The 26,482-nt window shown below is 68.5% G+C and carries 30 protein-coding genes and 1 tRNA gene; 7 read left to right on the forward strand and 24 right to left on the reverse strand.

Annotated features, from left to right (window positions below; translation table 11 throughout):
- Window positions 1–43: 43 nt before the first annotated feature.
- The 4 genes from G5B56_RS16700 to G5B56_RS16715 all read right to left on the reverse strand — a co-directional run bounded on the left by G5B56_RS16700 (window position 44) and on the right by G5B56_RS16715 (window position 4,022).
- The gene (locus G5B56_RS16700) at window positions 44–1,591 is read right to left on the reverse strand and encodes a methyl-accepting chemotaxis protein (protein WP_164963949.1); all 1,548 of its coding nucleotides are present in this window, start codon (window positions 1,589–1,591) and stop codon (window positions 44–46) included.
- 65 nt (window positions 1,592–1,656) lie between these two features.
- Window positions 1,657–2,178: a hypothetical protein gene (locus G5B56_RS16705; protein WP_230246495.1), complete on the reverse strand. Its 522-nt coding sequence runs from the start codon at window positions 2,176–2,178 to the stop codon at window positions 1,657–1,659.
- A 766-nt stretch (window positions 2,179–2,944) separates the two neighbouring features.
- A tRNA-Pro gene (locus tag G5B56_RS16710) sits at window positions 2,945–3,021 on the reverse strand.
- A gap of 59 nt (window positions 3,022–3,080) precedes the next feature.
- Entirely contained in the window at window positions 3,081–4,022 is a 942-nt protein-coding gene (locus G5B56_RS16715) for a polyprenyl synthetase family protein (RefSeq protein WP_009857535.1), read from the reverse strand.
- A 256-nt stretch (window positions 4,023–4,278) separates the two neighbouring features.
- On the opposite strand from G5B56_RS16715, the gene rplU reads away from it, so the two are divergent.
- The 4 genes from rplU (at window position 4,279) to proB (ending at window position 7,105) form a co-directional block, all read left to right on the forward strand.
- Window positions 4,279–4,590: a 50S ribosomal protein L21 gene (gene rplU / locus G5B56_RS16720; protein WP_009857536.1), complete on the forward strand. Its 312-nt coding sequence runs from the start codon at window positions 4,279–4,281 to the stop codon at window positions 4,588–4,590.
- Window positions 4,591–4,604: 14 nt separating this feature from the next.
- Window positions 4,605–4,862, forward strand: coding sequence for a 50S ribosomal protein L27 (gene rpmA, locus G5B56_RS16725; protein WP_009857537.1), 258 nt, complete (start codon window positions 4,605–4,607; stop codon window positions 4,860–4,862).
- A 66-nt stretch (window positions 4,863–4,928) separates the two neighbouring features.
- Complete coding sequence (cgtA, locus tag G5B56_RS16730; protein WP_009857538.1) at window positions 4,929–5,990, forward strand: Obg family GTPase CgtA; 1,062 nt, start codon at window positions 4,929–4,931, stop codon at window positions 5,988–5,990.
- The gene (gene proB / locus G5B56_RS16735) at window positions 5,987–7,105 is read left to right on the forward strand and encodes a glutamate 5-kinase (RefSeq protein ID WP_009857539.1); all 1,119 of its coding nucleotides are present in this window, start codon (window positions 5,987–5,989) and stop codon (window positions 7,103–7,105) included. Before cgtA ends, proB begins: the two co-directional genes overlap by 4 nt.
- A gap of 4 nt (window positions 7,106–7,109) precedes the next feature.
- Here the strand turns inward: proB and G5B56_RS16740 are convergent, their stop codons facing one another.
- Window positions 7,110–7,676, reverse strand: coding sequence for an RNA pyrophosphohydrolase (locus tag G5B56_RS16740; protein ID WP_009857540.1), 567 nt, complete (start codon window positions 7,674–7,676; stop codon window positions 7,110–7,112).
- 115 nt (window positions 7,677–7,791) lie between these two features.
- Here G5B56_RS16740 and G5B56_RS16745 point away from each other — a divergent pair, with 115 nt between their 5' ends.
- A complete protein-coding gene (locus G5B56_RS16745; protein WP_164963950.1) occupies window positions 7,792–9,540 on the forward strand; it encodes a proline--tRNA ligase in 1,749 nt (582 codons plus the stop codon).
- Complete coding sequence (locus G5B56_RS16750) at window positions 9,537–10,139, forward strand: lytic transglycosylase domain-containing protein (RefSeq protein WP_009857542.1); 603 nt, start codon at window positions 9,537–9,539, stop codon at window positions 10,137–10,139. The genes G5B56_RS16745 and G5B56_RS16750 overlap by 4 nt, the downstream gene beginning before the upstream one ends.
- Before the next feature lies 1 nt (window position 10,140).
- Here the strand turns inward: G5B56_RS16750 and G5B56_RS16755 are convergent, their stop codons facing one another.
- The 6 genes from G5B56_RS16755 to hemA form a co-directional block, all read right to left on the reverse strand.
- Window positions 10,141–10,707: a UbiX family flavin prenyltransferase gene (locus G5B56_RS16755; protein WP_009857543.1), complete on the reverse strand. Its 567-nt coding sequence runs from the start codon at window positions 10,705–10,707 to the stop codon at window positions 10,141–10,143.
- The gene (gene grxD / locus G5B56_RS16760; RefSeq protein WP_009857544.1) at window positions 10,707–11,021 is read right to left on the reverse strand and encodes a Grx4 family monothiol glutaredoxin; all 315 of its coding nucleotides are present in this window, start codon (window positions 11,019–11,021) and stop codon (window positions 10,707–10,709) included. Before grxD ends, G5B56_RS16755 begins: the two co-directional genes overlap by 1 nt.
- A gap of 91 nt (window positions 11,022–11,112) precedes the next feature.
- On the reverse strand, window positions 11,113–11,670 hold the full coding sequence (locus G5B56_RS16765; RefSeq protein ID WP_230269363.1) for a hypothetical protein: 558 nt from the start codon (window positions 11,668–11,670) through the stop codon (window positions 11,113–11,115).
- 118 nt (window positions 11,671–11,788) lie between these two features.
- Window positions 11,789–12,598, reverse strand: coding sequence for a peptide chain release factor N(5)-glutamine methyltransferase (gene prmC / locus G5B56_RS16770; RefSeq protein WP_164963951.1), 810 nt, complete (start codon window positions 12,596–12,598; stop codon window positions 11,789–11,791).
- Entirely contained in the window at window positions 12,598–13,692 is a 1,095-nt protein-coding gene (gene prfA / locus G5B56_RS16775; protein ID WP_029718540.1) for a peptide chain release factor 1, read from the reverse strand. The genes prmC and prfA overlap by 1 nt, the downstream gene beginning before the upstream one ends.
- Before the next feature lie 64 nt (window positions 13,693–13,756).
- The gene (hemA, locus tag G5B56_RS16780; protein WP_029718539.1) at window positions 13,757–15,052 is read right to left on the reverse strand and encodes a glutamyl-tRNA reductase; all 1,296 of its coding nucleotides are present in this window, start codon (window positions 15,050–15,052) and stop codon (window positions 13,757–13,759) included.
- A gap of 89 nt (window positions 15,053–15,141) precedes the next feature.
- Between hemA and G5B56_RS16785 the strand changes: the two genes are divergently transcribed.
- Window positions 15,142–15,423: a hypothetical protein gene (locus tag G5B56_RS16785; RefSeq protein WP_009857549.1), complete on the forward strand. Its 282-nt coding sequence runs from the start codon at window positions 15,142–15,144 to the stop codon at window positions 15,421–15,423.
- A 12-nt stretch (window positions 15,424–15,435) separates the two neighbouring features.
- Here G5B56_RS16785 and miaB read toward each other — a convergent pair whose 3' ends face one another.
- The 13 genes from miaB to G5B56_RS16850 form a co-directional block, all read right to left on the reverse strand.
- Window positions 15,436–16,770, reverse strand: a complete 1,335-nt coding sequence (gene miaB, locus G5B56_RS16790) for a tRNA (N6-isopentenyl adenosine(37)-C2)-methylthiotransferase MiaB (protein ID WP_164963952.1) — start codon at window positions 16,768–16,770, stop codon at window positions 15,436–15,438.
- 1 nt (window position 16,771) lies between these two features.
- Window positions 16,772–17,152, reverse strand: a complete 381-nt coding sequence (locus tag G5B56_RS16795; RefSeq protein ID WP_164963953.1) for a hypothetical protein — start codon at window positions 17,150–17,152, stop codon at window positions 16,772–16,774.
- Between the two features lie 286 nt (window positions 17,153–17,438).
- Window positions 17,439–17,783, reverse strand: a complete 345-nt coding sequence (locus G5B56_RS16800) for a hypothetical protein (RefSeq protein ID WP_164963954.1) — start codon at window positions 17,781–17,783, stop codon at window positions 17,439–17,441.
- 71 nt (window positions 17,784–17,854) lie between these two features.
- Window positions 17,855–18,238: a hypothetical protein gene (locus G5B56_RS16805; protein ID WP_164963955.1), complete on the reverse strand. Its 384-nt coding sequence runs from the start codon at window positions 18,236–18,238 to the stop codon at window positions 17,855–17,857.
- 91 nt (window positions 18,239–18,329) lie between these two features.
- Window positions 18,330–18,497, reverse strand: a complete 168-nt coding sequence (locus tag G5B56_RS16810) for a hypothetical protein (RefSeq protein ID WP_164963956.1) — start codon at window positions 18,495–18,497, stop codon at window positions 18,330–18,332.
- A gap of 140 nt (window positions 18,498–18,637) precedes the next feature.
- Window positions 18,638–21,016, reverse strand: a complete 2,379-nt coding sequence (locus tag G5B56_RS16815) for a hypothetical protein (protein WP_164963957.1) — start codon at window positions 21,014–21,016, stop codon at window positions 18,638–18,640.
- 16 nt (window positions 21,017–21,032) lie between these two features.
- Complete coding sequence (locus tag G5B56_RS16820; RefSeq protein WP_164963958.1) at window positions 21,033–21,368, reverse strand: hypothetical protein; 336 nt, start codon at window positions 21,366–21,368, stop codon at window positions 21,033–21,035.
- Entirely contained in the window at window positions 21,361–21,657 is a 297-nt protein-coding gene (locus G5B56_RS16825) for a hypothetical protein (RefSeq protein ID WP_164963959.1), read from the reverse strand. Before G5B56_RS16825 ends, G5B56_RS16820 begins: the two co-directional genes overlap by 8 nt.
- Before the next feature lie 345 nt (window positions 21,658–22,002).
- Entirely contained in the window at window positions 22,003–22,230 is a 228-nt protein-coding gene (locus G5B56_RS20150) for a helix-turn-helix domain-containing protein (RefSeq protein WP_164963960.1), read from the reverse strand.
- A gap of 12 nt (window positions 22,231–22,242) precedes the next feature.
- A complete protein-coding gene (locus tag G5B56_RS16835) occupies window positions 22,243–23,343 on the reverse strand; it encodes a hypothetical protein (protein WP_164963961.1) in 1,101 nt (366 codons plus the stop codon).
- Between the two features lie 13 nt (window positions 23,344–23,356).
- Entirely contained in the window at window positions 23,357–23,809 is a 453-nt protein-coding gene (locus G5B56_RS16840; RefSeq protein WP_164963962.1) for a hypothetical protein, read from the reverse strand.
- Between the two features lie 145 nt (window positions 23,810–23,954).
- Window positions 23,955–24,347, reverse strand: coding sequence for a Mor transcription activator family protein (locus G5B56_RS16845; RefSeq protein ID WP_164963963.1), 393 nt, complete (start codon window positions 24,345–24,347; stop codon window positions 23,955–23,957).
- Window positions 24,344–26,482 (reverse strand): phage terminase large subunit family protein, encoded by a 2,139-nt coding sequence (locus G5B56_RS16850; RefSeq protein WP_164963964.1) that lies wholly within the window; start codon window positions 26,480–26,482, stop codon window positions 24,344–24,346. The genes G5B56_RS16845 and G5B56_RS16850 overlap by 4 nt, the downstream gene beginning before the upstream one ends.

The following is a 26,482-nucleotide window of genomic DNA, read 5'->3' on the forward strand; positions in this document are numbered from 1 at the left end:
CCCGCGCCGCGGCCGCGCCCGACGGAAAGACCGCCCCCTGGTGTCAGGCAGTCGTGGCGACGCGGAAGACGCGCACCGCGTCGACCAGCGTCTGGGCCTGTTGTTTCAGGCTCTCGGTGGCCGCGGTCGTCTGCTCGACCAGTGCGGCGTTCTGTTGCGTGACCTGGTCGAGCTGCGTCACCGCGTCGTTGACCTGGCCGATGCCGCCCGTCTGCTCGACGGTGGCCTGGCTGATCTCCTGGATCAGTTGCGACACGCGCTGCACCTGGGTGACGATGTCGGTCATCGTCGTGCCGGCCTCGCCGACGAGGCGGGCGCCGACCTCGACGCGCTCGACGCTGGCGCCGATCAGGCCCTTGATCTCGCGTGCCGCCTCGGCGCTGCGCTGGGCCAGCGAGCGCACCTCGCCGGCGACGACCGCGAAGCCGCGGCCCTGCTCGCCGGCGCGGGCGGCCTCGACCGCGGCATTGAGCGCCAGGATGTTGGTCTGGAACGCGATGCCGTCGATGACGCCGATGATGTCGGCGATCTTGCGCGAGCTCGCGGTGATCTCCTGCATCGTGCTGACGACCTCGGTCACGACCTCGCCGCCGCGCGTGGCCGCGGCGCTGGCCGAACCGGCCATCTGGGCCGCGGCGCGCGCGGTGTCGGTGTTGTTGCGCACCGTCGAGTTCAGCTGCTCCATCGACGCCGCCGTCTGCTGCAGGCTGGAGGCCTGCTGCTCGGTGCGGCTGCTGAGGTCGGCCGTGCCGGTGGCGATCTCGGCGGACGCGGTCTGCAGCGTCTCGGCGGCCTCGCGCACCTGGTTCATCGTCCGGCTGAGATTGGCGTTGACCGTCTCCAGCGCATGCAGCACGCGGCCGACCTCGTCGTTCGCGTCGACCTCGACGCGGCGCGTCAGGTCGCCGGCGGCGACGGCCTGGGCCACCTCGACGGCACGCTCGAGCGGGCGGGTGATGCTGCGCTGGATGCGCCAGGCGACCACGGCGCCGAACACCAGCGCCGTCGCCGCAAGGCCGACGATCAGCGCCACGGCGCGCTGGTAGGCCTCGTCGGCGGCCAGATTGCGCTGGCGCGAGGATTCCTTGATCGCCTCGACCACCTCGCCGAGCGCGCCGATGTGGGCGAGCTGGGCCGGGCGGAGTTCGGCGCGCACGACTTCGGCGGCGCCGGCGAGATCGTCGGACATCGAGCGCTCGACCGCCTTCTCGGCCGGGGCGCGTGTCGCGGCCATGGCCAGCTGGGCCTTGTCGAACGCGGCCTTGATCTGGGGTTCGTCGGCGAGCAGCTCGTCCAGCGCCTTGGCGGTGCGGTCGTAGTCCTCGCGCGCCTTGCGCATCAGGTCGATCTCCTTCTTCTTGAAGGCCATGTCGTCCTGCAGCACGACGTCGCGGATCGCCATGCCCTGGAAACGCGCCAGGTCGCGGAGGTTGCCGGCCAGGCGTTCGGGCGCCTCGCCGGTGACGGCGGCCAGGTCGGCCTTGATCGCCGACAGCCGGGTCAGCGAGATCGTGCTGATCAGCGCCATCAGCGCCAGCACGGTGGCGAATCCGAGCGCGAGCCGGACACCGACCTTCATGTTCTTGAACATCGAAACGACTCCCTGGGGTGAAGTGCGGTGCCGAGGCGGGCCGGCCTGGGCGGCCGGCCCTGCCTTCACTTGGCCGTCAGGCCGGCGTGGATGACGCCGATCGGCTTGCCGCCGTCGAGCACCGGGGCGGAGACGTGCACGCTGGGGATCTGCGTCGTCGTGTCCGGCTTGATCTCGTCGGCCGCCCAGGGCTGGCCCTTCAGCGCGTTGGCGAACACCGGGCGGGTCGCGTTGTTGTAGATCAGCGGCTTGGTGCTGCCGGCGACGATGTTGCCCTTCTGGTCGCGCAGCAGGATCTTGTTGATCGTCGGGTCGGCCTGTTCCCACTTGACGATCAGCTGGCTGGCCTTGCCGCCCAGCATCGCCTTGACGAGCGGGTCGCTGTCGGGCAGGTCGACCCACTTGCCGTTGTTCATGCCCGAGGCGTCGCGGGTGTTGGCCTCGCGCACGGTGGCGATCACCACCGGGTCCGCCGCCATCTCCACGAGGCGCTTCTTGGCGCGCTCGACCTTGGCCTGCACGTCGGCGGGCAGTTCGGCGGCGGCGACGAAGCCGGTGCCGCAGGCCAGCAGGGCGGCGGTGATCACGAGACGGCGTGCGGGACGAAAACGATGCATGGCAGAGCTCCTGTGGACGGCGGGCCCGGTTCGGGCAGGCATTGAGTTCACGTCATCGGCAGACGTCCGCGCGAATTAAGTAGTTTCCGCATGTCGATATGCCGGTTCATTAGGTTCTTGTTTCAGATCATCTGGTGTGATGGGCGGACGCCCTACGGCGATGTCATCGGAGCTCTGTTGGGAACGTCGTTGGACGTTGCATGTCAGGGGCGTGTCGAGGGCGAGCGGCCTTCTTCAAGGTGAGAACAGGTTCACGCCGGAGATGGCAGAGGCCATGGAGGTCGCCGTCGGTGCAGCAAGACGGCGTGACAAATTGCCGTCCATTCGCTGTCTTGTTCCCTATGGAGGCGTTCAACTCGCGAGTCGTGAATTCGTGATGAATTCGATGGTTGTTCGCCATGGAGTTCGGTCATCATCGCATCATCAATTCAGATGATGAGCGAATGCCTTCGGCATGGGTCGATGCGGCGCTTACGGCGGCCGGGGCCGTGCCGGCGTGCTGCCTGGCGCAGCGGCGGTCGGGCGGCGCGAAAGAGGGGGTAATTGCGCTGGCGCGTGGGCGACGAGCCGGGTGCCGCGACGCTGTGATCCGTGCGGTCCGTGGTCGCGGACGCCGGAAAGAACAATGCCCCAGCCGCCGTGAGGCGCTGGGGCATCGAGGATGGGGTTCTTCGTGTCAGCGCGTCTGCTGCGCTGTGGGCGACCGTGTCGCCCGGAGACGAAGAAGAAAGAAGTCTGGTCGGGGTGAGAGGATTCGAACCTCCGGCCTCTACGTCCCGAACGTAGCGCTCTACCAGGCTAAGCTACACCCCGATTCGGCACCGGCTGCAAGAGCTTGTCTTGCGTCGGGCCTCTCGTCTCGGCTGCTCAGGTCACGAAGACCGGTGAACAGCGCGAAAACAGAATTCTAGCAGAGCTTCGCGGGCTTTGGAAACAGGCAGCAGCTCGAGCGTTGCGCGGGCGATGTCGGCCTGGGCCTGGGCGGCCTCTCGCGTGGCCTCCAGCGCACCCGTGCGGCGCACGATGTCGATGATCTGCTGCAGGCGTTCGAGCTCGCCGTGCTCGATCGCGTGGCGGATCAGCTCGCGCTCCTCGGCCGTGCCGCGTTCCATCGCGATCAGCAGCGGCAGCGTCGGCTTGCCTTCGCGAAGGTCGTCGCCGACGTTCTTGCCGAGTTCGCTGGCGTTGCCTTCGTAGTCCAGCAGGTCGTCGACCAGCTGGAACGCGGTGCCCAGCGAGCGGCCGTAGTCGGCGCAGGCTTCCTCGACTTCCGCCGAGGCGCCGGCCAGCACCGCGCCCAGGCGGGCGCTGGCCTCGAACAGCTTGGCGGTCTTGAAGCGGATGACACGCAGATACTCGTCGACCGCGAGGTCGGCGTCGTGCATGTTCATCAGCTGCAGGACCTCGCCCTCGGCGATGACGTTGGTCGCCTCGGCCAGCACCTCGAGCACGCGCATGCTCTTGACCGAGACCATCATCTGGAACGAGCGCGAGTACAGGAAGTCGCCGACCAGCACCGCGGCAGCGTTGCCGAACATCGAGTTCGCGGTTGCGCGGCCGCGGCGCAGCGAGGACTCGTCGACGACGTCGTCGTGCAGCAGCGTCGAGGTGTGGATCAGCTCGACGACGGCAGCCAGCTCGTAGCGCTCCGGCCCGCGAAAGCCCAGGGCCTCCGAGAACAGCAGCAGCAGGCGGGGACGCATGCGCTTGCCGCCGGCGCTGATGATGTAGCTGGCGATCTGGTCGATCAGCGCCACCTTCGACGACAGCCGGGCGCGCAGGACGGCGTCGACCTGGCGCATGGCGGCGTCCATCGGGTCGTCGACGTGAGAGAGGGAATCGGTGGTCTGGAGCACGGAACGCGCCGGTTGATTCGGCCGGATTATAGGAAGGCGCCCTGTTCGCTGTCCGTCGGAGGGCGGACACCGTCGGGGCGGCGGGCGCCGTGTCGTCCTGCACGGGCGGGTGCCGATCGACGGGGCCGGCCATGCTATACTGAAAGGCTTCGTGCTGTTTGTGGTCTGTCACAGGGCGTCAAGCACACGAAGGTTCAACAGAAGGAAGGCACACATGTACGCGGTCATAAAAACCGGTGGCAAGCAATACAAGGTTGCTGCTGGCGAAAAGATCAAGGTAGAACAGATTGCTGCGGACGTGGGCCAGGAAATCGTGATCGAGCAGGTGCTGGCCGTCGGCAACGGCGCTGACCTGCAGATCGGGGCTCCCTGGGTCGCGGGTGCAAGCGTGAAGGCCACGGTCGTGGCGCACGGCCGGCACGACAAGGTGCGCATCTTCAAGATGCGTCGCCGCAAGCACTACCAGAAGCACGGCGGCCACCGCCAGAACTACACCGAGCTGGAAATCGGCTCCGTGAACGTCTGAAGGAGCAGTAAACCATGGCACAGAAAAAGGGCGGCGGCTCAACCCGCAACGGTCGCGACTCCAAGCCGAAGATGCTCGGCGTGAAGGTGTTCGGCGGCCAGGTCATCTCGGCCGGCTCGATCATCGTTCGCCAGCGCGGCACGCGCTTCCACGCCGGCGTCAACGTCGGCATGGGCCGCGACCACACGCTGTTCGCGCTCGTCGATGGCAACGTCTCGTTTGCCGTCAAGGGCGAGAAGAACCGTCACACGGTCAACGTCACGCCGGTCTGAGGCCGACGTCACCGTGAACCCGAAGCCCCGGCCCGCCGGGGCTTTGTCTTTTTAGAATCGCGCACCATGAAGTTCGTAGACGAAGCCACCATCGACATCGCCGCGGGCAACGGCGGCGCCGGCTGCGTCAGCTTCCGGCGCGAGAAGTTCATCCCGTTCGGCGGCCCCAACGGCGGCGACGGCGGGCGCGGCGGCAGCGTCTGGGCGCACGCCGACCGCAACATCAACACGCTGATCGACTACCGCTACGCGCGCCGCCACGAGGCGCGCAACGGCGAGTCCGGCCGCGGCGCGGACCAGTTCGGTGCCGCCGGCGAGGACATCGTGCTGCGCATGCCGGTCGGCACCATCGTCACCGACCTGGACAGCGGCGAGGTGCTGTGCGAGCTGCTCGAGCACGACCAGCGCGTGCTGCTCGCCAAGGGCGGTGACGGCGGCTTCGGCAACCTGCACTTCAAGACCAGCACCAACCGCGCCCCGCGGCAGAAGACGCCCGGCTGGCCCGGCGAGGCGCGCAAGGTCAAGCTCGAGCTGCGCGTGCTGGCCGACGTCGGCCTGCTGGGCATGCCCAACGCAGGCAAGAGCACGCTGATCTCGGCGATCTCCAACGCCCGACCGAAGATCGCCGACTACCCGTTCACGACGCTGCACCCGAACCTGGGTGTCGTGCGCGTCGGCCCGGAGCGCAGCTTCGTCGTCGCCGACATCCCGGGCCTGATCGAGGGGGCGAGCGAAGGCGCCGGCCTCGGCCACCGCTTCCTGCGCCACCTGCAGCGCACGCGGCTCTTGCTGCACATCGTCGACATCGCGCCGTTCGACGAAGGCGTCGACCCGGTGCAGCAGGCCAAGGCCATCGTCGCCGAGCTGAAGAAGTACGACCCCGAGCTGCACGCCAAGCCGCGCTGGCTGGTGCTGAACAAGGTCGACATGCTGCCGGCCGAGGAACGCGAAGCGCGCGTGAAGGACTTCGTCAAGCGGCTGCGCTACAAGGGGCCGGTCTACGTGATCTCGGCGCTGGCGCGCGAGGGGCTGGAGCCGCTGGTCGAGGGCATCTGGAAACACGTCGCCAGCTACCAGCAGGAAGCCCCGCTGCCCGACCCGCGCTTCGACAACCCGCCTGCCGAATGAGCACCGTTCTCGCGACCGCCCGCCGCATCGTCGTCAAGGTCGGCTCCAGCCTCGTCACCAACGAGGGGCGGGGCGTCGACGCCGAGGCGATCGGCAACTGGTCGCGGCAGCTCGCCGCCCTGGCGCGCGACGGCCGCGAGGTCGTGATGGTGTCCAGCGGCGCGATCGCCGAGGGCATGAAGCGCCTGGGCTGGACGACGCGTCCCAAGGAGCTCAACGAGCTTCAGGCCGCCGCCGCCGTCGGCCAGATGGGCCTGGCTCAGATGTACGAGACGCGGCTGTCCGAGCAGGGCCTGCGCAGCGCCCAGGTGCTGCTGACGCATGCCGACCTGGCCGACCGCGAGCGTTACCTCAACGCACGTTCGACGCTGCTGACGCTGCTCGCGCTGGGCGTCGTGCCGGTGATCAACGAGAACGACACCGTCGTCACCGACGAGATCAAGTTCGGCGACAACGACACGCTGGGTGCGCTGGTCGCCAACCTGATCGAAGCCGACGCGCTGGTCATCCTGACCGACCAGCGCGGCCTGTACTCGGCCGACCCGCGCAAGGACCCCGAGGCGCGTTTCATCGACGTCGCCACTGCCGGCGACCCGGCGCTGGAGCAGATGGCCGGCGGCGCCGGTTCGAGCATCGGCCGCGGCGGCATGATCACCAAGGTGCTGGCAGCCAAACGCGCTGCCGGCAGTGGCGCCTCCACCGTCATCGCCTGGGGCCGCGAGCCCGAGGTGCTGCTGCGCCTGGCGCGCGGCGAGGCGATCGGCAGCGCGCTGGTCGCCGGGACGCCGAAGTTCGCGGCGCGCAAGCAGTGGATGATCGACCACCTGCAACTGCGCGGTGCGGTCGTCGTCGACGCCGGCGCGGCGCTGAAGCTGCGCGAGGACGGCAAGAGCCTGCTGCCGATCGGCGTCGTCGAGGTCCAGGGCGAGTTCGCGCGTGGCGACGTCATCGCGGTGCTGGCGCCTGCCGGCGAGGTGATCGCGCGCGGTCTGGCCAACTACTCGTCAGCCGAGGCGCGGCTCATCGCGCGCCATGCGTCGTCGCAGATCGAGTCTCTGCTGGGCTACGCCAACGAGCCCGAGATGATCCACCGGACCAACCTGGTCCTGGTCTGATCGTTCAGCGCGGGGCGGCCGGCTCCGGCGCCGCGCGCGGCGCCTCGTCGTCGCGGTGCGTGCGCAGCCCGGCGCGCAGGTAGCGGTTGTGCGTGTTCTGGCGCGGTAGGTAGCGCGCGAGCTCGGTCAACGCCATCTCGTAGACGCCGCGCTTGAACTCGATGACGACGTCCAGCGGCACCCAGTAGTCGTTCCAGCGCCAGGCGTCGAACTCCGGGTGATCGGTGGCGCGCAGGTTCATGTCGCTGTCGCGCCCGACCAGGCGCAGCAGGAACCAGATCTGCTTCTGGCCGCGGTAGTGGCCGCGCGCGTCGCGGCGGATGTAGTGCTCGGGCACCTCGTAGCGCAGCCAGTCGCGCGTGCGACCCATGATCTGCACGTGCTCGGGCTTGAGGCCCACCTCTTCATGCAACTCACGGAACATCGCCTGCTCGGGCGACTCCCCGTGCTTGATGCCGCCCTGCGGAAACTGCCAGGAGTGGGTGCGCAAGCGCTTGCCCCAGAAAACCTGGTTTTTCGCATTCAGCAGCACGATGCCGACGTTGGGCCGGAAGCCCTCCCGGTCGAGCATAATCGGACCCCGAATCTGTGACTCAGATCATTATTGCACCGGGCAGGTGCGGCACAAAGGCTCTCGGTTTCCCGCACGCGGGCGGCAGCCGAACCGCACGGTCCGGGCCGCGCCCATGAAAGCCTCCCAGACCTTCATCTCCACCCTCAAGGAAGCTCCCGCCGACGCGGAAATCGTCAGCCACAAGCTGATGATGCGCGCGGGCATGATCAAGCGCCTCGGCGCCGGCATCTACAACTACATGCCGATGGGCTTGCGGGTCATCCGCAAGGTCGAGGCCATCATCCGCGAGGAGATGAACCGCGCCGGCGCCGTCGAGCTGCTGATGCCGGTGGTGCAGCCGGCCGAGCTCTGGATGGAGACCGGCCGCTTCCAGGCCTACGGCCCCGAGCTGCTGCGCGTGAAGGACCGCCACGACCGCGACTTCGTCATCCAGCCGACGAGCGAAGAGGTCATCACCGACATCGCGCGCCAGGAGCTGCGCAGCTACAAGCAGCTGCCACGCACCTTCTATCACGTGCAGACCAAGTTCCGCGACGAGCGCCGTCCGCGCTTCGGCGTCATGCGCGGCCGCGAGTTCACGATGAAGGACGCCTACTCCTTCGACCGCGACAAGGCTTCGGCGCTGAAGAGCTACGACACGATGTACCGCGCCTACTGCGCGATCTTCGACCGCTTCGGCCTGACCTACCGCGCGGTGGCGGCCGACACCGGCGCCATCGGCGGCGACGCCTCGCACGAGTTCCAGGTCATCGCCGACACCGGCGAGGACGCGATCGTCTACTGCCCGACCAGCGACTACGCCGCCAACATCGAGCTCGCCGAGGCGGTTTCGCTGATCGCCGAACGCGCGGCGCCGACGCAAACGATGGCCAAGACGCCGACACCGGGCAAGAGCACCTGCGAGGACGTCGCGGCGCTGCTCGGCATTGCGCTGCAGAACACCGTCAAGTCGCTGGTGCTGGCCACCGACGAGAAGGACGAGGCCGGCGACATCGTCAAGACGACGGTCTGGCTGCTGCTCGTCCGTGGCGACCACGCGCTCAACGAGATCAAGGCCGGCAAGCTGCCGGGCCTGAAGGCCGGCTTCCGCTTTGCCACCGTCGCCGAGATCGAGGACCACTTCGGCTGCAAGCCGGGTTACCTCGGCCCGATCGGGCTGAAGAAGCCGGTCAAGGTGGTTGCCGACCGAACCGTCGCGAACATGAGCGACTTCGTCTGCGGCGCCAACGAGCCCGACTTCCACATCGCTGGCGTCAACTGGGGCCGCGACCTGCCCGAGCCGGACCTCGTCGCCGACATCCGCAACGTCGTGGCCGGCGATCCGTCGCCGGACGGCCAGGGTGTGCTCGCGATCCAGCGCGGCATCGAGGTCGGCCACGTCTTCTACCTCGGCACGAAGAAGTACAGCGAGCCGATGGGCGCGACCTATCTCGACGAGAACGGCAAGCCGCAGCCCTTCGAGATGGGCTGCTACGGCATCGGCGTGACGCGCATCCTGGGTGCCGCGATCGAGCAGAACCACGACGAGCGCGGGATCATCTGGCCGGACGCGATCGCGCCGTTCACGGTGGCCGTCTGCCCGATCGGCTACGACCGCAGCGCCGACGTGAAGGCCGCTGCCGACCAGTTGCACGACGAGCTCGCGGCGCTGGGCATCGACGTCGTGCTCGACGACCGTGGCGAGCGCCCCGGCGCGATGTTCGCCGACTGGGAGCTGATCGGCGTGCCGCACCGCGTCGTCGTCTCCGACCGCGGCCTGAAGGCCGGCACGGTCGAGGTCCAGGGCCGGCGCGAGACGGCGGCCCACACGGTGCCGCTGGCCGAGGCCGTCGCGTTCGTGAAGGGCCGCCTGAAGGCATGATCGGCCGCCGCGCGCTGCTGGCCCTGCCGCTGGCGGCGGCCTGCGGCGCGGCGCGGGCCGGCGCGCAGGTCGAGGAGCCGCTGGCCGACTCGGTGCGCAGCGCGCTGGCCGCGGCCGTGGCCGACGGTGCCCCGCCCAAGCCGAGTTTCGCCCGCGTCGAGGACCGACTCGCCTACCTGCGCTGGCTGAGCGCGGCGAGCGAGAAGCTCAAGCGCCGCAAGAGCGAGAACCGCACGCGTGTCGAGTTCCTCGAGACCGTCTGGTACGAGAGCCGGCGCGCCGGGCTGGAGACCTCGCTGGTGCTCGGCCTGGTGCAGGTCGAGAGCGGCTTCCGCAAGTACGCGATCAGCCGCGCCGGCGCACGCGGCTACATGCAGGTGATGCCGTTCTGGGCGCGCCTGATCGGCGACGGCGACGCCAGCCGGCTGTTCCACATGCAGACCAACCTGCGTTTCGGCTGCGTGATCCTGCGCCACTACCTCGACGTCGAGCGTGGCGACCTGTTCATGGCGCTGGGCCGCTACAACGGCAGCCGTGGCCGGGCCGAGTACCCGAACATGGTGTTCGGCGCGCGCCGCGCCTGGGACATCAAGGCCTGATCTACAGGCCGCGCCACTCGCGCGGTGTCGCGCCGTCGAGCTGCAGCAGCGAGAGCACGCGCTCGACGCCGTCGTCGACGATCTCGGCCACCGTCTGCGGCCGGTGGTAGAAGGCCGGCAGCGGCGGGAAGACGATCGCGCCCATCTCGGTGGCGGCCGTCATGTTGCGCAGGTGCGCCAGGTTCAGCGGCGTCTCGCGCACCATCAGCACGAGGCGCCGGCGCTCCTTCAGCGCGACGTCGGCGGCACGTGTCAGCAGGTTGTCGGCCAGGCCGTGGGCGACCGCGGCCAGCGTCTTCATCGAGCACGGCGCGACGACCATCGCCGAGGTGCCGAAGCTGCCGCTGGCGACACAGGCGCCGACGTCGCCGGGCGCGTACGAGTGGTCGGCCAGCGCCTCGAGGTCGCCGCGCGACAGGCCCAGCTCGTGGTGGGCGTTGAGCACGCCGGCCGGCGTCGCCACCAGGTGGGTCTCGACGCCCAGCGCCCGCGCGCGCTCCAGCAGCCGCACGCCGTAGACGGCGCCGCTGGCGCCGGTGATGCCGACGACGAGCCGCTGGTGCGGCATCAGGCCTTGGCCAGCAGCTGCTGCAGCTCGCCCGACTGGTACATCTCCATCATGATGTCCGAGCCGCCGACGAACTCGCCGTCGACGTAGAGCTGCGGGATCGTCGGCCACTGGGCATAGTCCTTGATGCCCTGGCGCACTTCCTCGTCCTCGAGGACGTTGAAGGTCTTGAACTCTTCCACGCCGCAGGCCTTCAGCACCTGCACCGCGCGGCCCGAGAAGCCGCACATCGGGAACTGGGCCGTGCCCTTCATGAAGAGCATCACGCGGTTGCCCTTGACCAGTTCGTCGATGCGTTGTTGAACGTCGCTCATGGCTGTCTGCCGCCGTCTGTCTTGGAAAGGCGGCAAGGATAAGCGATCACGGCGCCGGCCTCGGGCCGGCCCCGCGAAGCCCGCACGCGACTCAGAACGAGTAGCGCAGCCCCAGCTGGAGCACCGGCGCGAGCTGCATCTCGCGCAGCGCGCCGTCCAGCGCCTGCTCGCCGAGCAGCACACGCCCGGGGCGCAGGCTGCCGGGCCGGTCGGCGACAAGCCCGATGTCGGCACTGAAGGCCCAGGCGCCGTCGCGCGGGCCGGCGCTGTAGCCGAGCCCGAGGTAGGGCATCGTCTCGGTATCGTCGGCCAGCCCCGGCGGCGGAGCCGCCAACCCGAGCCGAGGCGTCGACGGCGGCCCGAGCGGCAGCCCGCGGCCGCTGAAGGCCACGCCGCCCGTGGCGCGCAGCCCGCCGGTCCAGGACCGGATGCGCAGGCCGGGCGTGTCGAAGTAGTAGTCGCCGAGCAGCGAGCCCGCCTCGCGCATGCCTCCGGCGAGCGTCACCGGGGCCAGCGTCGTCGCGCCGAGTTGCGCACGGGCCTGCCAGCGGGGCCACACCTGGTCGCTGTCGGGTGGGTTCAGGCCGTCGGCGGCCACGGCGAAACCGGCGAGGGCAAAGCCCGCGACCGTCACGGGAGCGGATCGCATGCGCATGGCAGGACTCCTCGTGCAGAAGACTTCATCATGCTCCGATGCGCCCGCCGCAGCAGGAATCCACGCGACGAATCGTGACATGCGCGCCGTGTGCCGCGCGCGGTGCGGCGTTTCAGCGACGCCCGCCGGTGCAGCGCGGCTGGTCGCCGAGGTCGCGGCGTGTCGACACCTGGGTGAAACCCGCTTCGGCGAGCAACGCCTGCACCGCGTCGGCCTGGTCGTAACCGTGTTCCAGCAGCAGCCAGCCGCCGGGCTCCAGATGCGCCTGCGCAGCGCTGACGATCGCGCGCAGCGCGTCCAGCCCGTCGCCCTCCGGCGTCAGCGCGCCACGCGGCTCGTGCTGAAGCGCCGTCAGGTGCGGGTCGGCGCCGGCGATGTAGGGCGGGTTGGACAGCACGAGGTCGAAGCGCCGGCCGGCCAGCGGCGACCACCATTCGCCATGCACGAACTCGATTTCCAGACCGAGGCGGCCGGCATTGTCTGCGGCGACGGCCAGCGCCTCGGCGCTGCGGTCGGTGGCGGTCAGGCTGGCCTGCGGACGCGCGTTTTTCACCGCCAGCGCGATCGCGCCGCTGCCGGTGCCCAGGTCGGCCACGCGTGCCGGCGCGCCGGGCGGCAGCAGCTCCAGCGCCCAGTCGACCAGCACCTCGGTGTCCGGCCGCGGCACCAGCACGTCGGGCGTGACGCGCAAGGTCAGGCCGTGGAACTCGCGTTCGCCGACGAGATAGGCGAACGGCACGCCGGCGGCACGTCGGGCGAGGTCCGCGGTGAAGGCGGTTGCCGTCGCTGCGCTCAGCAGGTCTTCGTCGTGGGCCAGCAGCCAGGCGCGAGAGCGCCCGAGGCGGTGCGCCAGCAGCAGCTGGGTGTCCAGCCGGTCGACGCCGAGTTCACGTCCGGCGGCCAGCGCGTCGGCGATGCGCATCAGCGCTCCCCGGTCTCGAGCTGCGCGAGCTGCTCGGCCGCGCGGGCGGCCTTCAGCGCCGCGACGACGTCGTCGAGCTCGCCGTCCATGATCTGGCCGAGCTTGTACAGCGTCAGGTTGATGCGGTGGTCGGTCAGCCGCCCTTGCGGGAAGTTGTAGGTGCGGATGCGGTCGCTGCGGTCGCCGCTGCCGACCAGGCTCTTGCGCGTCGCGGCTTCCTTGGCGGCGCGTTCGGCGCGGTCCTTCTCGCGCAGGCGCGCGGCCAGCACCGCCATCGCCTTGGCCTTGTTGCGGTGCTGCGAGCGGTCGTCCTGGCACTCGGCGACGATGCCGGTGGGCAGGTGGGTGATGCGGATCGCGCTGTCGGTCTTGTTGACGTGCTGGCCGCCGGCGCCGCTGGCGCGGAAGGTGTCGATGCGCAGCTCGGCCGGGTTCAGCTGAACCTCCTCGGCCTCGTCGGGCTCGGGCATCACGGCCACCGTGCAGGCGCTGGTGTGGATGCGGCCCTGGGCCTCGGTGGCCGGCACACGCTGCACGCGGTGGCCGCCGGACTCGAAACGCAGGGTGCCGAAGACGTCGGTGCCGTCGACTTTCAGCACCAGCTCCTTGTAGCCGCCGAGCTCGGATTCGCTGGCGCTCATCACCTCGACACGCCAGCCCTGGCGCTCGAAATAACGCAGGTACATGCGCGCCAGGTCGCCGGCGAACAGCGCCGACTCGTCGCCGCCGGTGCCGGCGCGGATCTCGACGAAGGCGTTGCGTGCGTCGTCGGGGTCGCGCGGGATCAGCGCCAGTTGCAGCTCGTGCTCCAGGCGCGCGAGGTCGGCTTCGGCGTCGACGACTTCCTGCTCGGCCATCGCCGCCATCTCGGCGTCGCTTTCGGCGACGAGCATCTCGCGCGCCGCAGCCAGATCCTGTTCGCGCTGCAGGTAGCGCCGCCAGCGGCCGACGACGTCGGCGACCTCGGACTGCTCGCGCGACAGCGTGCGCAGCCGCTTGACGTCGGCGGCGACCTGCGGGTCGGCCAGCAGGGCGTCGAGTTCGGCGAGACGCATCCCCAGGCGCTCGAACCGTTGCCGAAGCGAATCGTTCATCGTCGTTCCAACGTGAAAACGCCCGGGCCCGCGGACAGCGGGCCCGGGCGACGGGGAGGGGGCTCTAGCGTTCGGCGCTGGTGGCGCGCGAACTCTGGCGCAGGAACAGGCGCGAGACGGTCTCGGCGAGATGCTCACGCTCGCTGCCGTCGGCGGCGTGCAACTCGGCCAGCGTGCCGTGCAGCATCTTGTGCGTCAGGCCGCGCGACAGCGCTTCGAGCACGCTGTCGATCGGCTCGCCGCGCGCCAGCAGGCGGCGCGCACGCTGCATCTCGATGGCGGTCCAGTCCTCGGCCTGGCGGTTCAGGGCCTGGATCAGCGGCACCGCGGCGCGCTGGTCCAGCCAGTGCGCGAAGCTCTGCACGCCGGCGTCGATGATGGCCTCGGCCTGCTGGACGGCGGCCTGGCGCTTCTCGCCGGCGGACTGGACGACGGCCGACAGGTCGTCGACCGTGTACATGTAGACGTCGCGCAGCTTGGCGACCTCGGGCTCGATGTCGCGCGGCACGGCCAGGTCGACCATGAACATCGGGCGATGGCGGCGCTGCTTCAGCGCGCTCTCGACCGCGCCCAGGCCGATGATCGGCAGCGAACTGGCGGTGCAGGAGATGACGGCGTCGAACTCGTGCAGGCGCTGCGGCAGGTCGGCCAGGCGCAGCGCCTGGGCGCCGAAGCGGCTGGCGAGATGCTCGCCGCGTTCCAGCGTGCGGTTGGCGATCGCCATGCTGCGCGGCGTGCGCGCCGAGAAGTGCGTGGCCACCAGCTCGATCATCTCGCCGGCGCCGACGAACAGCACATGGATGTCGGCCAGGTCCTCGAAGATCTGCGAGGCCAGGCGCACGGCCGCGGCGGCCATGCTGATCGAGTGCGAGCCGATCTCGGTGGCGGTGCGCACTTCCTTGGCGACCGAGAACGAGCGCTGGAACAGCTGGTGCAGCGTCGTGCCCAGCGTGCCGGCTTCGTCGGCCTGGCGCACGGCCTGCTTCATCTGGCCGAGGATCTGGGGCTCGCCCAGCACCATCGAGTCCAGGCCGGAGGCGACGCGGAAGGCGTGGCGCGCGGCGTCACGGTTCTCGCGCACGTAGGTGTGCGACTGCAGGTGGCCGCCGCTGACGCCGCCTTGTTCGGCCAGCCAGTCCATCGTCGGCCGCACCAGCTCGTGCACGGTCTTCGGATCGGCTGCGACGTACAGCTCGGTGCGGTTGCACGTCGACACCAGCGCGGCTTCGGGCGTCGCGATGTGCAGGCGTTCACGCAGAGCACGCAACGCCGACGGCATCTGTTCCGGCGCGAATGCGAGCCGCCCGCGAAGATCCAGCGGGGCGGAGTGGTGATTGAGGCCGAGGGTGAAGACGCTCACGGAGCAGGATTGTAGGAGGCGGCCGACAGGAAGCGAGGGGTCAGGCTTGAGCAGGGTCAAAGCGAGCGTCCGGGGCAGAATCGAGTCCGATGGGACCCCTGGACGCTTTCTGGCACGTGCTCAACTTCGTTCTGCCGGCGCTGGCCGTCGCCTCGTTGGCGGCCGGCGCGGCAAAACTGCTCTGGCGTCGCGAACTGAACACAGTGTCCTGGGCCCGGCTGGCGCGCGACGCCTCGCTCGCCAACCTCGCCGTGCTCTTGGCCGGCCTGCTGCTCACGCGGCACGACGGGCGCATGCTGACCTACGGCGCGATGGTGCTGGCCTGCGCCGCCACGCTGTGGTGGCGCGGTTTCGGCCCGGGGCGCCGCTGAGCCGCATCGCGCTCAGTCCGCCAGCACCGGCGTGCCGCGCAGCGAGTGCGGCAGCGCCTCGGTGATCGTCACGTCCAGCATCTGGCCGATCAGTCGCGACGGGGTCGGGCCGCCGTCGAAGTTGACGATGCGGTTGCACTCGGTGCGGCCCATCAGCTCCTGCGGGTTCTTCTTCGACGGGCCTTCGACGAGGATGGTCTGGCGCGTGCCGACACGCGAGGCGCTGATGCGGCGCACGTTGGCCTCGATCGCCGCCTGCAGCGTCTGCAGCCGCGCGAGCTTGAGTTCCTGCGGCGTGTCGTCGTCCAGCGCCGCGGCCGGCGTGCCCGGGCGCTGGCTGTAGACGAAGCTGAAGCTGGCGTCGTAGCCGACGTCGTCGATCAGCTTCATCGTCTTCGCGAAGTCGTCCTCGGTCTCGCCGGGGAAGCCGACGATGAAGTCCGACGACAGGCTGATGCCGGGGCGCTGCTCGCGCAGCTTGCGGATCGTGCTCTTGTATTCGAGCGCGGTGTAGCCGCGTTTCATCGCCGAGAGGATGCGGTCGCTGCCGTGCTGCACCGGCAGGTGCAGGTGCGAGACCAGCTTCGGGATGCGGCCGTAGGCCTCGATCAGGCGCTGCGTGAACTCGTTCGGGTGGCTGGTCGTGAAGCGGATGCGCTCGATGCCCGGCACCTCGGCCACGTACTCCAGCAGCAGCGCCAGGTCGGCGATCTCGCCGGAGCCGCCCATCGCGCCGCGGTAGGCGTTGACGTTCTGGCCCAGCAGCGTCACTTCCTTGACGCCGCGGTCGGCGAGGTCGGCGACTTCGGTCAGCACGTCCTCGAACGGCCGGCTCACTTCCTCGCCGCGCGTGTAGGGCACGACGCAGTAGGTGCAGTACTTGGAGCAGCCTTCCATGATCGAGACGAAGGCGCTGGCACCTTCGATGCGCGGCGGCGGCAGGTGGTCGAACTTCTCGATCTCCGGGAAGCTGATGTCGACCTGCGGCCGGCGCTCGTTGCTGCGCGCGGCGATCATCTGCGGCAGCCGGTGCAGCGTCTGCGGGCCGAAGACCATGTCGACGTAGGGCGCGCGCTCGATGATCGCCGCGCCTTCCTGGCTGGCGACGCAGCCGCCGACGCCGATCAGCACGCCTTTCTTCTTCAGGTGCTTGACGCGGCCGAGGTCGCTGAAGACCTTCTCCTGCGCCTTCTCGCGCACCGAGCAGGTGTTGAACAGCACGAGGTCGGCCTGCTCGGGGTCGTCGGTGGGCTCGTAGCCGCCGGCGGCGTTGAGCACGTCGGCCATCTTGGCCGAGTCGTACTCGTTCATCTGGCAGCCGAAGGTGCGGATGTAGACCTTTTTCATGTCACTGGGTCCAGGTCTGGGACTGGGGCTCGAAGCGCCACTTGGCGGCTTCCTCGGCGGTCTTCGGCCAGCGCTTGGCGCGTTCGCTGGCGTTGAGGATCCAGACGTCGAGCAGCTGGCCGTGCAGCTCCCGCGTGTAGTTCACGACGAGCTTCTGGCCGGTGAGGCTGGCCGACAGCACGATCAGGTTGTTCTCGCCGCGGATGCGCGCGCCCGGCGCGAGCAGCGCTGGCTGCCCGTTGAGCAGCACCGCGGGGGCCTGGGTGACCACGAGCTCGCCGCGCAGCGAGTTCGGTGCCAGCTTGCGCTGCACGACGATCTGCGCGCTGGCGGGCAGGGAGACGGCAGCGACCAGCGTTGCCAGCGTGACACAGCGGAGCATGGTGTGGATCCAGTGGCCGTGAAACGTAAAACGGCCCGAGGCGGTGAACCTCGGGCCGGTATCTGGTGGCGCTTCAGGGACTTGAACCCCGGACCTGCGGATTATGATTCCCCACGAAACACCTTCAACCGCGCATCGTACACCATCAGGCACCATGCCAAAGCGGAGGAGTGCACGAGTGACGCGCTTGGCTCGGCGGCATCAGTGCAGACGTCTGGATGTGAAAAGGCCCGCCGGAGCACCCCTGAGAGGGGCGATCGCGGCGGGCCGTTAGCCTGTGCGTCAGCTAGGCGGCCGAGCGGGTCTTGTGGGCGTACTCCTCGTCAAGAAAGCCCTGCCAGCCTTCGATGCTGCCGTAGAAAGGCGTGTCACCCACTTGCTCGGAGAGCTTGTCGACCGTGAGCCCCATCAGCTCGCTGTGTGACCTCGCCGCGAGCAGTAGCGCCGATGTACGGGGATCGTCGCCAGCGGTTTCATGGAATGCCGCGTCGATCAGGTGTAGCAGGGTCATGATCGAGGTTCGGAGCTCGTCCGCCAGTTCCCGCGGCCCCCTGTCCTTGGCCTTGGTCTGGGGCAAGGGGGTGTGCACGCGTTCCTTGCGCAGCCGCGTTACAGTGGATTGAGCACTCATGTTGATTCCCTTCACGAATCGATGTGGGTGTTAGGCCGGTCGTCGTGTTGCAGCACGGCGCCGGCCGCCTACTAATGCACTCCCCGAGTTCGCCTGCCGATACCGGCCTGGGGTTGCTGCGGGTGCTTCTGGTCGTCCCAGCGCCCCGCGAGCTTCTCCGCCTTCTCCGTAAGCTGCTTCAGGGCGAGGATGGAGAGCCGCTGGAGAGCTGCCAGATCCTGAGTGCTCAGAAGCTTCGGCAGCGGTTCGCCCCGCTCGTCAACGAACGTCTCGTCTAGCGCGTCCTGCTCGACGATCTCCATAACCACCTTGGCGCCCGCGGCCACGTCACGAACCTCTTCAGCAAGATTGCGTGCGTCGCGCCCATCGACACTCCAACAGACAGGCGCACCGTCGTCGTTGTGCCAGGAGAACGCTCTAAACAGGGGCTTTGGACCCTTATCTTCACTCTCCATGACTTGTTTCCCTTCACGAATCAAGTGGCTGTTGCATCACGTTGCAGCGTGATGCAACAGGCTCCACCGCAGGGCCGCTGCGGCGCCGGTGTCACTTCTTTGTAGGCAGAACCGCTTCGCGGATCTGCTCGCGAATCCAGCGCGCACCGCCGAGTTCGCGGTACTTGTGCAGCAGCTCAAGCGAGAGCCTGACCATTACAGGCTTGGACAGGCTTTTCTCCGTCGGCAGCTTTGGACGACCACGGGGCTGTTTCTCCATGTATTTATTGTCAATCAAAAAATAGAGCCGTCAACCCCCATGTTCAAGTCAACGTGCCATCCACTTGGCGCGCGCGCCGACCACACGCTTTGCGCAGACGTCCGTGCTGGTTGCTCCGCCTGGACGTTTGTGTGCGGATCTCACCGGAGGTCGCCGCGCGTGATGACGAAGTCGCGCTTGGCCTTGCGCATCGTCTTGACCAAGTCGTGCACGGTGATCAGGTCGTTCATGCTGCGGGCCTTGATGACCATCGGTTCGGCGCCGCCGGCCGCCTGGTCACCGCCGCCGAACCCGCCGCCCGCGAGCGCGGCCCGCAGCGGGTTGGCGATGTGCGCGGGCAGCACCATCTCCTCTTCGTGCAGCTGCGTCATGGGGTTGACGCCGCTGGGGATGTCGTAGCCGCGGGCGGCGGACTTGCGGCCCATGGCCGACACGGCGGCGAAGATGGCGGCCATCGCGGCCAAGGCCATCATCGGGCCGACGAAAGGCGTGGGCGCTACTGCCGCCGCGGCGCCGGTGCCGGCTTGCGTGGCGTTCATCATCGTGACGGCCTCGGTCTCGACGCCCTTGGCGCCGGTGATCGCCGTGCTGGCCGTGGTCTGCGCGGTGGTCTCTGCCGACAGGAATCCCATCTTGGCCGCGAACTGTCGAGCCATCGCGGCGAGGTACTGCGCCATCGGCTTAGTGACCATTTCCGCCAGGAAGACGGCACCCGTCTGTCGGTAGATCCCTTGAACCGCCTGGCCCCAGCTCTGCGTGCGGGTGAGCATGGCGTTCATGTTTTGGTCGAGGCTGTTCTGGAACGACCCGAAGATGTTTGCCGCATCGCCGCCGAAGATCGTCGAGCCGGCCCCTTTCGCGGCCTGCTTGCCTTGCAACTCAGCCATGCGCTGCTGGTGCTGCTGCTCGAGCAGAAGCAGCTGCATGTTCAGCCGCTCCTTGGCCGCGGGCGTCGTGGTCGGGTCATCGGCCAGAAGCTGCAGGCGCTGGGCCAGGGCGGCGCGCTGGATCTCGTAGCGCTGCGTTTCGTACTGCTGTTCAAGCTGCAGGAGCTGCAGAGTGCTGATCTGGCCCAGGTCCTCCAGCTGCTTGGCCGCGGCTTGCTCGGCATCCACCTTGGCCAGCGCCAGGCGCTCGCTGCCGGCCAGCTGTTCCTCGGTCAGCGCCTTCTGGTCGTTGGCCACCTTCTGTGCGATGTCGACTTCCAGCGTCGCCGTCTTGCGCATCACCGCCACGCGGTCGGCGCTGGACAGCTTCACGGTCGCGAGGATGTCGCGCCAGAAGGCCAGCTCCCGCTCCTTGCTGTACTCGCGGCCCTGGTCGAGGATCGCGGCGACGCGGCGTTCTTCGGCGAGCCGGCCTTCGAGCGCGGCCATCTGGCTTTTCTCGGTGACGGGAAGCGGCGGATCCCGATCCGGGATGCCGCGACCAGGCTTGCCTCGGGTGCCATCGCCGGCCTTACTGCCATTCGAGGTGATGCGATCCAGTTCAGCGCCAGCCTCGGCCGCCTGACGCTGGACGTCGACCAACTTGGCCTGCAGAGTATGTAGCCGGCGCAACGCCATCGCGTTGTCGGGGTCCATGCGCAGGGTGTTCTCGACACCAACAATGATGTTCTGAAGTCGTTCGACTTCGGCCTGCAGGCCCTTGTAGCGACTCTCGGCCCTTCCGACTTCGTCGATGCCCAGAGCTTTGGCCATTAGGGCGCCAATCGAAATCAGCGTGCCTTCCAGGAGGCCGGCGTCTTTCGTGGCCTGCACGAAGTAGGAGGATGCAGACTCAAGGTAGGGAACCAGTGACGTCGCGATCCGCAGGCCGGCGCCCTGTACAGCCGTCTGCACTTTCGTCATCTGGTCGTTGAACTCTTCCGCCTGGCGACCGGCTTCGGTACTGATGACGACTCCTAGGCGTGCGGCTTCTTCGCGCAGCTCTTCAATGCCCGCACGGCCGGCATTGAGCAACGGCAGCAGCTTGGGGCCGGCCTTCTCGCCGAAGACGTCGACGGCCAGAGCCGTCTTGCGGGCGCCGTCGTCCATCGACGCGAATCGATCGGCCAGCTGCAGCAGCAGTTCGTCGGCGTCGGCAATGCCCTTGGGATCGATCTTCAGCCGCGAGAGCGTCGCGACTGCTTCCTTCTGTCCGCGCTGCGCTTCGGTCAGCAGCACGCCCAACTTTGCGTAGGCCTTGCCCAGATCAGTGACGTCGACATCTGCCAGCTTGGCCGCGTAGGCCATGCTGGAGAACTGCTCGGTGGTCACGCCGGCGCGCTGGGCGGCCTTCGACATGCTGTCCTGCATGTCGATCGAACTTTTCAAGAAAGCCGCGAATGCTCCGCTACTCAGCGCCGCCACCAGGCCGGCGATCTTGGTCTGGAATGCAGCGGCAGGGGCGAGGGTGTCGCCCAGCGCGCTGGAACTGTCCCTGCCGAAGTTCGTGATATGCGCCGTCGCCTCACGAAGCTTCTGCCGCAGTGGGCCGACATCGCCATCCAGGACGATCTGAGCTCTGGGAGCGTTCATCGTTCAGCCCGCCTGCTCACGTCGAGGTTGCCGCCGCGACCGAGGCCGCCGCGACGCCGGACAGCTCCTGCCTCATCGCCTCGTCGTAGCCGGAGACCCGCACCAGAACAGCGAGCGCCTCGGCGATCTCGGGAATGGTCGTCGGCAGTTCATCGAGTCCCTCGCGCGGGACATCGAGGCCTACCGAGATCGCGTCGATCATCGCGTCGAGAGAGGCGTCAGTCATCCGTCCGCCCTCCATCGCCGCTACGACGCGGTTGAAGTGGCTCACCAGCTTGGTGACGCGTTTCAGCGGCAGTGCCTGGATGGCGAACTCCCGACCGCCGAAGTTGATGCTCTGGCGCTCAGGCATGGCGGACCTCCTCGCTCACCTCGTCGAGTTCCGGCACGTCGACGCCGCTCGCGACGAGGTGGGTACGCAGTTTCTCTGTGGCCGCGGCCATCGTCTCGCCGCCGGCGCGCTGAGTCTGCTCGAGTTCCGACAACATGCGGCGACCGTGCGCTTGCATGTCGTTCTGCGCCTGCGCCAGCGTGGCGCCCAGGCGCGCCGCCTCCTTGGCGATGTTGTCGGCGACCTGAGTCATCAGGGGGCCGAGCCGTTCTTTCAGTTGCGACGGGTCGGAGCGAAGATTTCGAAGCATGGTTTGCTTCCTTTCCTGTGGTCGGTTGTTCAATGACCGCGGCACTTGCCGAGGATCGATGCGTCGAGGGCAAGACTGGGCGGGCGGGCCCAAGACAGTCGAGCCGATGCTTCGCGTCCAGCGGCATGCGCCCCGAACGGAATGGGAAGAGGCGCACTCTGGAAACGGACGCGCGTCACGAGGATCGACCAGTAGATCCGCTGCTGGTACGGCGTCAGGGTGTAGAGGAACGGGGAGAGGCTCTCGACTGGCGTGGTCGGGAACAGCACTGCCCCAGCGTGGCCAGCGCAGGCCGGCGCGAACGCTTGGTGTACGGCCGTCGGTGTCGGCGGAACAGGGGCCGCGTCAGCTCGCATTGCCCCCACCCGTTGCGGCGGTTGGGTACGAGCGCGCCCATGCCTGTACGTCTTCCGCGCGGAACCGGACACGGCGCTCCCCGATGCGGAGAGGGGCTGGAAACTTGCCATCCGCGATCAGGCGGCGTGCCATGCGCTCGCTCAAACGTGTGGCCTTCAGAACTTCCGGCCAAGTGAGCAGAACAGGCGCGATCGAGGACTGTGCAGATTGGTGCATGGTTCCCCCAGGTCAGTTGGTGCGGCCGAGAACCTTGCGGTCCGGAGCGAGCTGCGTGGCCTCCGGCATGGCCGGTTGCGCGGCGGCCGAGAGGGACGCAACGAGGGGCACGAGGCCCCAGGCGTCCGGCTTCGGCACAGACCGCAGCGTCTCGACGGAAGGAGGAGCAGTGCACAGCAGGCGCACCGCTTCAACCAGGTGACGTCCGACGGACATGAGCCCGGGCTGTCCCGGCTGGCCACTCTTGCCGACCATCACCCACAGGCGCCGCGCATCGCCGACGGCCACATTCAGGTTCCCGACCGCCTGCAGCAGACTCGACGCCGCCGCATGCCCATTGCCGGCGGCGAAGGCCATCTCGGCAAGTCGCATCAGGTAGTCGCCCGCAGCTCGGTCGATCTCGACCTCGTGCATGGTCGTGATGGCCTTCGCCAAGCGCTGTTCCTGCTCGACCAGCTGCGCTTGCAACTGATCGATCTTCGCCTGCGCGGCCTCGACGAGTTCCCGATACTGCTGCAGACGCAACGTCTCGGCTTCGTTGCGGCCCTTGCTGGCGACCCGTTCGTCGGCGAGCCTTTGCACTTGCTCCGCCGCAGCGTCCTCCTCTGCTTCGCTGCCGCCGCGCGCAATGACCTCGCGCAGCGCGCCCTGCGCTGCCGAGATCTGGGCATCGAGGGTGGCATCAGCACTGGCCCGCGCCTGCTCGAGGGCTTCCAGGCGGTCGCGCGTCTTGGTGAGCTCGGCCTGCACCTTCGTGGCCTCGCCCTGCAGTCGCTCGATCGCCTTACCCGCGGCCTTGCGTTCGGTTTCCGCGTCGGCCAAGTCGGAGGCCTGAACGGAGAGAGCGCGCGCGATGCTCTCGCGCAGCATGTGCCGGCTGATGCAGTCCCGGACGATCTGGCGGTGCTGGCGCAGCGTCGCCTTTTCCGGGCCACTCAGCGGCAGCGAGTCTTCGCGCTCCTGCAGCGCGATGTCGGTCTTGCTCGCCGCATCCGCCGTTGCAAGGTGACCAGGCATGCCGGCTGGCAGCACACGATCGGCGATCGTTCGAAGGGTGTGGTCCGGGTCGGTCGACTTCTCGCCGATGCCGAGGAACTTGAGGATCTGGTTCATCGTGGTAGTACGGTCAGCGTTGGGAGTTGCGGGTCATGGCATGGGCCAAGTCGTGGTGAAGGGTGACGCCCAGGCCGGCGGCGCGGCGCCTCTCGCGAGCGATGCGAAGTGCGCTTTCCCTGGCGTCGAGCGCGCTCCGGTTCGCGAAGCTCAGTGACGCCCTGCGAGCCGGGAACACGAGGCATTCGGCCTCCGACATGCTCAAAGGCACCCCGAGCGCCTTCGCTTCTGCAAGCAGGCCTCGAAGATCCAAGGACTTCGATGTAACGAGTGCTTGCCGCGCTTTGGCGTTCTGACTGCCTACCCGGAGGCGAGTCAGGCGAGCCTCGTTGGTCTGCTGCGCAAGCCAAGCGTTGTGAGCCGCGATGGGGTCATAGCCCATCTGCTGTTGCAGACGTTTGATCTCCTGCTCAGCAGGCGTCAGCGAGCGGCGCGCAGGTGCGCCGCGAAACAGAGTTGTGGCCATCGGTGTTGCTGTGCCGAGGAGGCCTTCCTGAGTGAATGGAGCCACACGGTGCGCTTTATGGGTGTCCCGCTTCTAGGAAATGGCGGGACACGCGTTCAATGCAGTCTCACGAACCGGCACGGCAGGCGGCGGCAACATCGAAAACTCAGGTGCTACTTGAAGTCGTCCACCAAGCCGGCGATAACCCTGTGGGCTTATCCGCGTCTTCCGGCCCGTGCTTCTTGGCTGTCGATTCCGAGTTCGGATTGCTCGACGCGGACCCAGAGCCCACGATGCGCTGCACCTGGCTCTTACTCAGCGAGTGTTCGCGCGCGACCAGGCGGAGGCTGCGGCCGGCGCGCACGGCGGCCCGGATCTCGGCGTTACGGTCCTCCAGCGTCTGCCAGCGACGTAGTGCGAAATAGACATCCTCGCCCGCGAACTCGGTGCAGATCATTTCGGCATAGCCGGCGGCGATGTCTTCCGGAAGACCGGCGCGACTCAGGACACGAGCGATAACGGCGCGTGGGCTGTCGTCTGCAGCAATTTGCCTTGTCATGTGATGGAGCCCCTGACGCGGCGGGGTCGCGGCATCGCCCACAACGGCGACGACGCGGGAACCGATTGGGTATGGATCGGCGTTGCGCCAGCGCGTGGTGCAGACGCCTGCATCGTGTCTTCTTCGCTCGCGACACGGATGTCCTCGAGCCTTGGGGGTGGTTCCGGCATCTCAGCCGGTGGCGGCAGCGGCTCGACAACCGGCGCCGCGCCGCTGAAGAGGTCGGCCGGCGGGCACAGCGCGCGCTCCAGGCGCGACCATTCGGCGTCGGTGTACTGGTGCAGCTTCATGCGCGCGAAGACGAACTCAGCGCCGACGGTGCAGTCGAGCACCTCGTTGCGGGTCGCCTCGGTCGGCTTCTGCCAGCGCCAGACCAGGCCGCGCGCGGTGCGCTGCTGGACGCGCTCTTCGGACGTCAGCTGGCCAAAGAAGACGTCGGGCAGCTCGGCGCACATGTGCATGTAGCCCGGGCCCGGCGCGATGATCTGCAGCCGGCTGTGGATCAGGTCCTTGGCGGTGCCGGTGCCGATGTGCCACAGCTTCACACCGGCCTTCACGATGCGGTCGTCGACGTTGACGTCCATCGCACGCGGCGCGCCCGCCACGATGGGCTGGCCGTCGAGCGTCGAGCCACGGGTGGCGTACACGCGCCGAGCCTGGCGCAGCATGCAGTAGCGGTAGACCTGGTGTGTGAAGTGGCCCTGCGTGTCGATGCCGACACCGTCCAGCGCCAGCGACTGGCCGCCCTCGTGGGGCCACCGGGTGGCCAGGTAGGCGTCGAGCCCCATCCACGTGGTCCACAGGCCCGGGCTGCCCCAGATGACGCGGTAGTCGATGCACCAGCGTTCGTCGTCGCGGCCGGCGGCCCAGACGACGGCCTCCAGCCGGTTGTCCTGCACGTCCACGCCGGCGGCCAGCACCAGGCCCGCACGCGGCACTAGGCGGAGCCGGTAGGTCTCGCCCTTGGCACGGGCGATCAGCACGTCGGCGCTGGTCTTCGCGCCCTCGAACTTGAAGCTCTGGCCGAGCGTGGTGTTCGTCCAGGTCTTCATCGCCGTGTGGTCGCCGCGCTTCTGCAGCTCGCGCGCGGCGAGGAACTCCTCGACGATGGCCTGCCAGGTCGCCTGGGGCGAGTACGCCGTCCAGATCGAGAAGCCGATCGACACCGGCGCCGGCACCTCGACGTCGTCGACGGTGCGGCGGAAGCGGCATTCAGCGTCGATGTACACGCCGCCGTCGCGCGAGACCCAGCGGCCCCGGTGCCACACCGCCAGGTACTCGCCCTGGGTGAAGCCGACGCCGCAGCCCGAGCACATGTGCACGACGGTGGAGGCGTCGCCGACCGACCACTTGAAGCCGAAGCGCACGTCCTTGCCGCCCCACTCCAGCGGCTGCTCGTGGCTGCAGGTCGGGCACGGCACGCAGAAGCGCATCTGCAGCGCGGCGGCGTCGTGCTCCTCGTCGGTCAGGCTGTGGCCGGCGAGCTTGGGCGTGCTGCCCTTGATGTGCTTGGGGAACAGCGCGCCTTCGAGGCGCTTGGCGGACAGACGCGTCGGCGAGCCCTCGCGCTCGATGTCGCGGTCGAAGCCGTCGACCTCGTCCAGCACGACGACGTCGACCGTCAGGCGGCGGTAGTTCTTGGCGGCCTTGCCGCCGCGGATGTAGAGCTTCGAGCCAAGGAAGGTCTTCTGCCGAAGGGTGTTGTCCTTCGACCGGCGCATGAAAGCCGGGAAGATCTTCGACATGACGCCGACGTCGCGCAGCATCGTGTCGAGCTCGGTCTTGCACCAGTCCTCGGCGTCCTCGTCCGTCGGCTGGTAGACGACCTGGTTGCGGCGCTTGTGCTGGGCGAAGTACCCCAGCGCGGCGCCGAGCATCTTGGTGTAGCCGATACGCGCGCTCTTGCGGACCGTGACGCTGCGGATGTCGTCGTGGCCCATGCAGTCGAGGATGGCCGTCTGGAACGGCCAGGCCTGCCAGCGCTGCTCGACGTAGCTGCTCTCGGCCGACAGGTAATAGTGCTTTGCCGCCCACTCGCTGACGCGCATCGGCTCGGGCGCCGCAAGCGCTTCGAGGCCGCGGCGCGCTGCCAACCCGATCGCGGCCTGCAGTTCTAGCGTCAGGGCGGGCGGCAT

Source organism: Rubrivivax sp. JA1026 (assembly GCF_011065555.1).
GTDB lineage: Bacteria > Pseudomonadota > Gammaproteobacteria > Burkholderiales > Burkholderiaceae_C > Rubrivivax > Rubrivivax benzoatilyticus.

Coding starts and splice junctions, on each gene's coding strand:
- G5B56_RS16700 (WP_164963949.1), bottom strand. CDS start 1,591: ATGTTCAAGAACATGAAGGTCGGTGTCCGGCTCGCGCTCGGATTCGCC.
- G5B56_RS16715 (WP_009857535.1), bottom strand. CDS start 4,022: ATGGACGCCGCCATGCGCCAGGTCGACGCCGTCCTGCGCGCCCGGCTG.
- rplU (WP_009857536.1), top strand. CDS start 4,279: ATGTACGCGGTCATAAAAACCGGTGGCAAGCAATACAAGGTTGCTGCT.
- rpmA (WP_009857537.1), top strand. CDS start 4,605: ATGGCACAGAAAAAGGGCGGCGGCTCAACCCGCAACGGTCGCGACTCC.
- cgtA (WP_009857538.1), top strand. CDS start 4,929: ATGAAGTTCGTAGACGAAGCCACCATCGACATCGCCGCGGGCAACGGC.
- proB (WP_009857539.1), top strand. CDS start 5,987: ATGAGCACCGTTCTCGCGACCGCCCGCCGCATCGTCGTCAAGGTCGGC.
- G5B56_RS16740 (WP_009857540.1), bottom strand. CDS start 7,676: ATGCTCGACCGGGAGGGCTTCCGGCCCAACGTCGGCATCGTGCTGCTG.
- G5B56_RS16745 (WP_164963950.1), top strand. CDS start 7,792: ATGAAAGCCTCCCAGACCTTCATCTCCACCCTCAAGGAAGCTCCCGCC.
- G5B56_RS16750 (WP_009857542.1), top strand. CDS start 9,537: ATGATCGGCCGCCGCGCGCTGCTGGCCCTGCCGCTGGCGGCGGCCTGC.
- G5B56_RS16755 (WP_009857543.1), bottom strand. CDS start 10,707: ATGCCGCACCAGCGGCTCGTCGTCGGCATCACCGGCGCCAGCGGCGCC.
- grxD (WP_009857544.1), bottom strand. CDS start 11,021: ATGAGCGACGTTCAACAACGCATCGACGAACTGGTCAAGGGCAACCGC.
- G5B56_RS16765 (WP_230269363.1), bottom strand. CDS start 11,670: ATGCGATCCGCTCCCGTGACGGTCGCGGGCTTTGCCCTCGCCGGTTTC.
- prmC (WP_164963951.1), bottom strand. CDS start 12,598: ATGCGCATCGCCGACGCGCTGGCCGCCGGACGTGAACTCGGCGTCGAC.
- prfA (WP_029718540.1), bottom strand. CDS start 13,692: ATGAACGATTCGCTTCGGCAACGGTTCGAGCGCCTGGGGATGCGTCTC.
- G5B56_RS16785 (WP_009857549.1), top strand. CDS start 15,142: ATGGGACCCCTGGACGCTTTCTGGCACGTGCTCAACTTCGTTCTGCCG.
- miaB (WP_164963952.1), bottom strand. CDS start 16,770: ATGAAAAAGGTCTACATCCGCACCTTCGGCTGCCAGATGAACGAGTAC.
- G5B56_RS16795 (WP_164963953.1), bottom strand. CDS start 17,152: ATGCTCCGCTGTGTCACGCTGGCAACGCTGGTCGCTGCCGTCTCCCTG.
- G5B56_RS16800 (WP_164963954.1), bottom strand. CDS start 17,783: ATGAGTGCTCAATCCACTGTAACGCGGCTGCGCAAGGAACGCGTGCAC.
- G5B56_RS16805 (WP_164963955.1), bottom strand. CDS start 18,238: ATGGAGAGTGAAGATAAGGGTCCAAAGCCCCTGTTTAGAGCGTTCTCC.
- G5B56_RS16810 (WP_164963956.1), bottom strand. CDS start 18,497: ATGGAGAAACAGCCCCGTGGTCGTCCAAAGCTGCCGACGGAGAAAAGC.
- G5B56_RS16815 (WP_164963957.1), bottom strand. CDS start 21,016: ATGAACGCTCCCAGAGCTCAGATCGTCCTGGATGGCGATGTCGGCCCA.
- G5B56_RS16820 (WP_164963958.1), bottom strand. CDS start 21,368: ATGCCTGAGCGCCAGAGCATCAACTTCGGCGGTCGGGAGTTCGCCATC.
- G5B56_RS16825 (WP_164963959.1), bottom strand. CDS start 21,657: ATGCTTCGAAATCTTCGCTCCGACCCGTCGCAACTGAAAGAACGGCTC.
- G5B56_RS20150 (WP_164963960.1), bottom strand. CDS start 22,230: ATGCACCAATCTGCACAGTCCTCGATCGCGCCTGTTCTGCTCACTTGG.
- G5B56_RS16835 (WP_164963961.1), bottom strand. CDS start 23,343: ATGAACCAGATCCTCAAGTTCCTCGGCATCGGCGAGAAGTCGACCGAC.
- G5B56_RS16840 (WP_164963962.1), bottom strand. CDS start 23,809: ATGGCCACAACTCTGTTTCGCGGCGCACCTGCGCGCCGCTCGCTGACG.
- G5B56_RS16845 (WP_164963963.1), bottom strand. CDS start 24,347: ATGACAAGGCAAATTGCTGCAGACGACAGCCCACGCGCCGTTATCGCT.
- G5B56_RS16850 (WP_164963964.1), bottom strand. CDS start 26,482: ATGCCGCCCGCCCTGACGCTAGAACTGCAGGCCGCGATCGGGTTGGCA.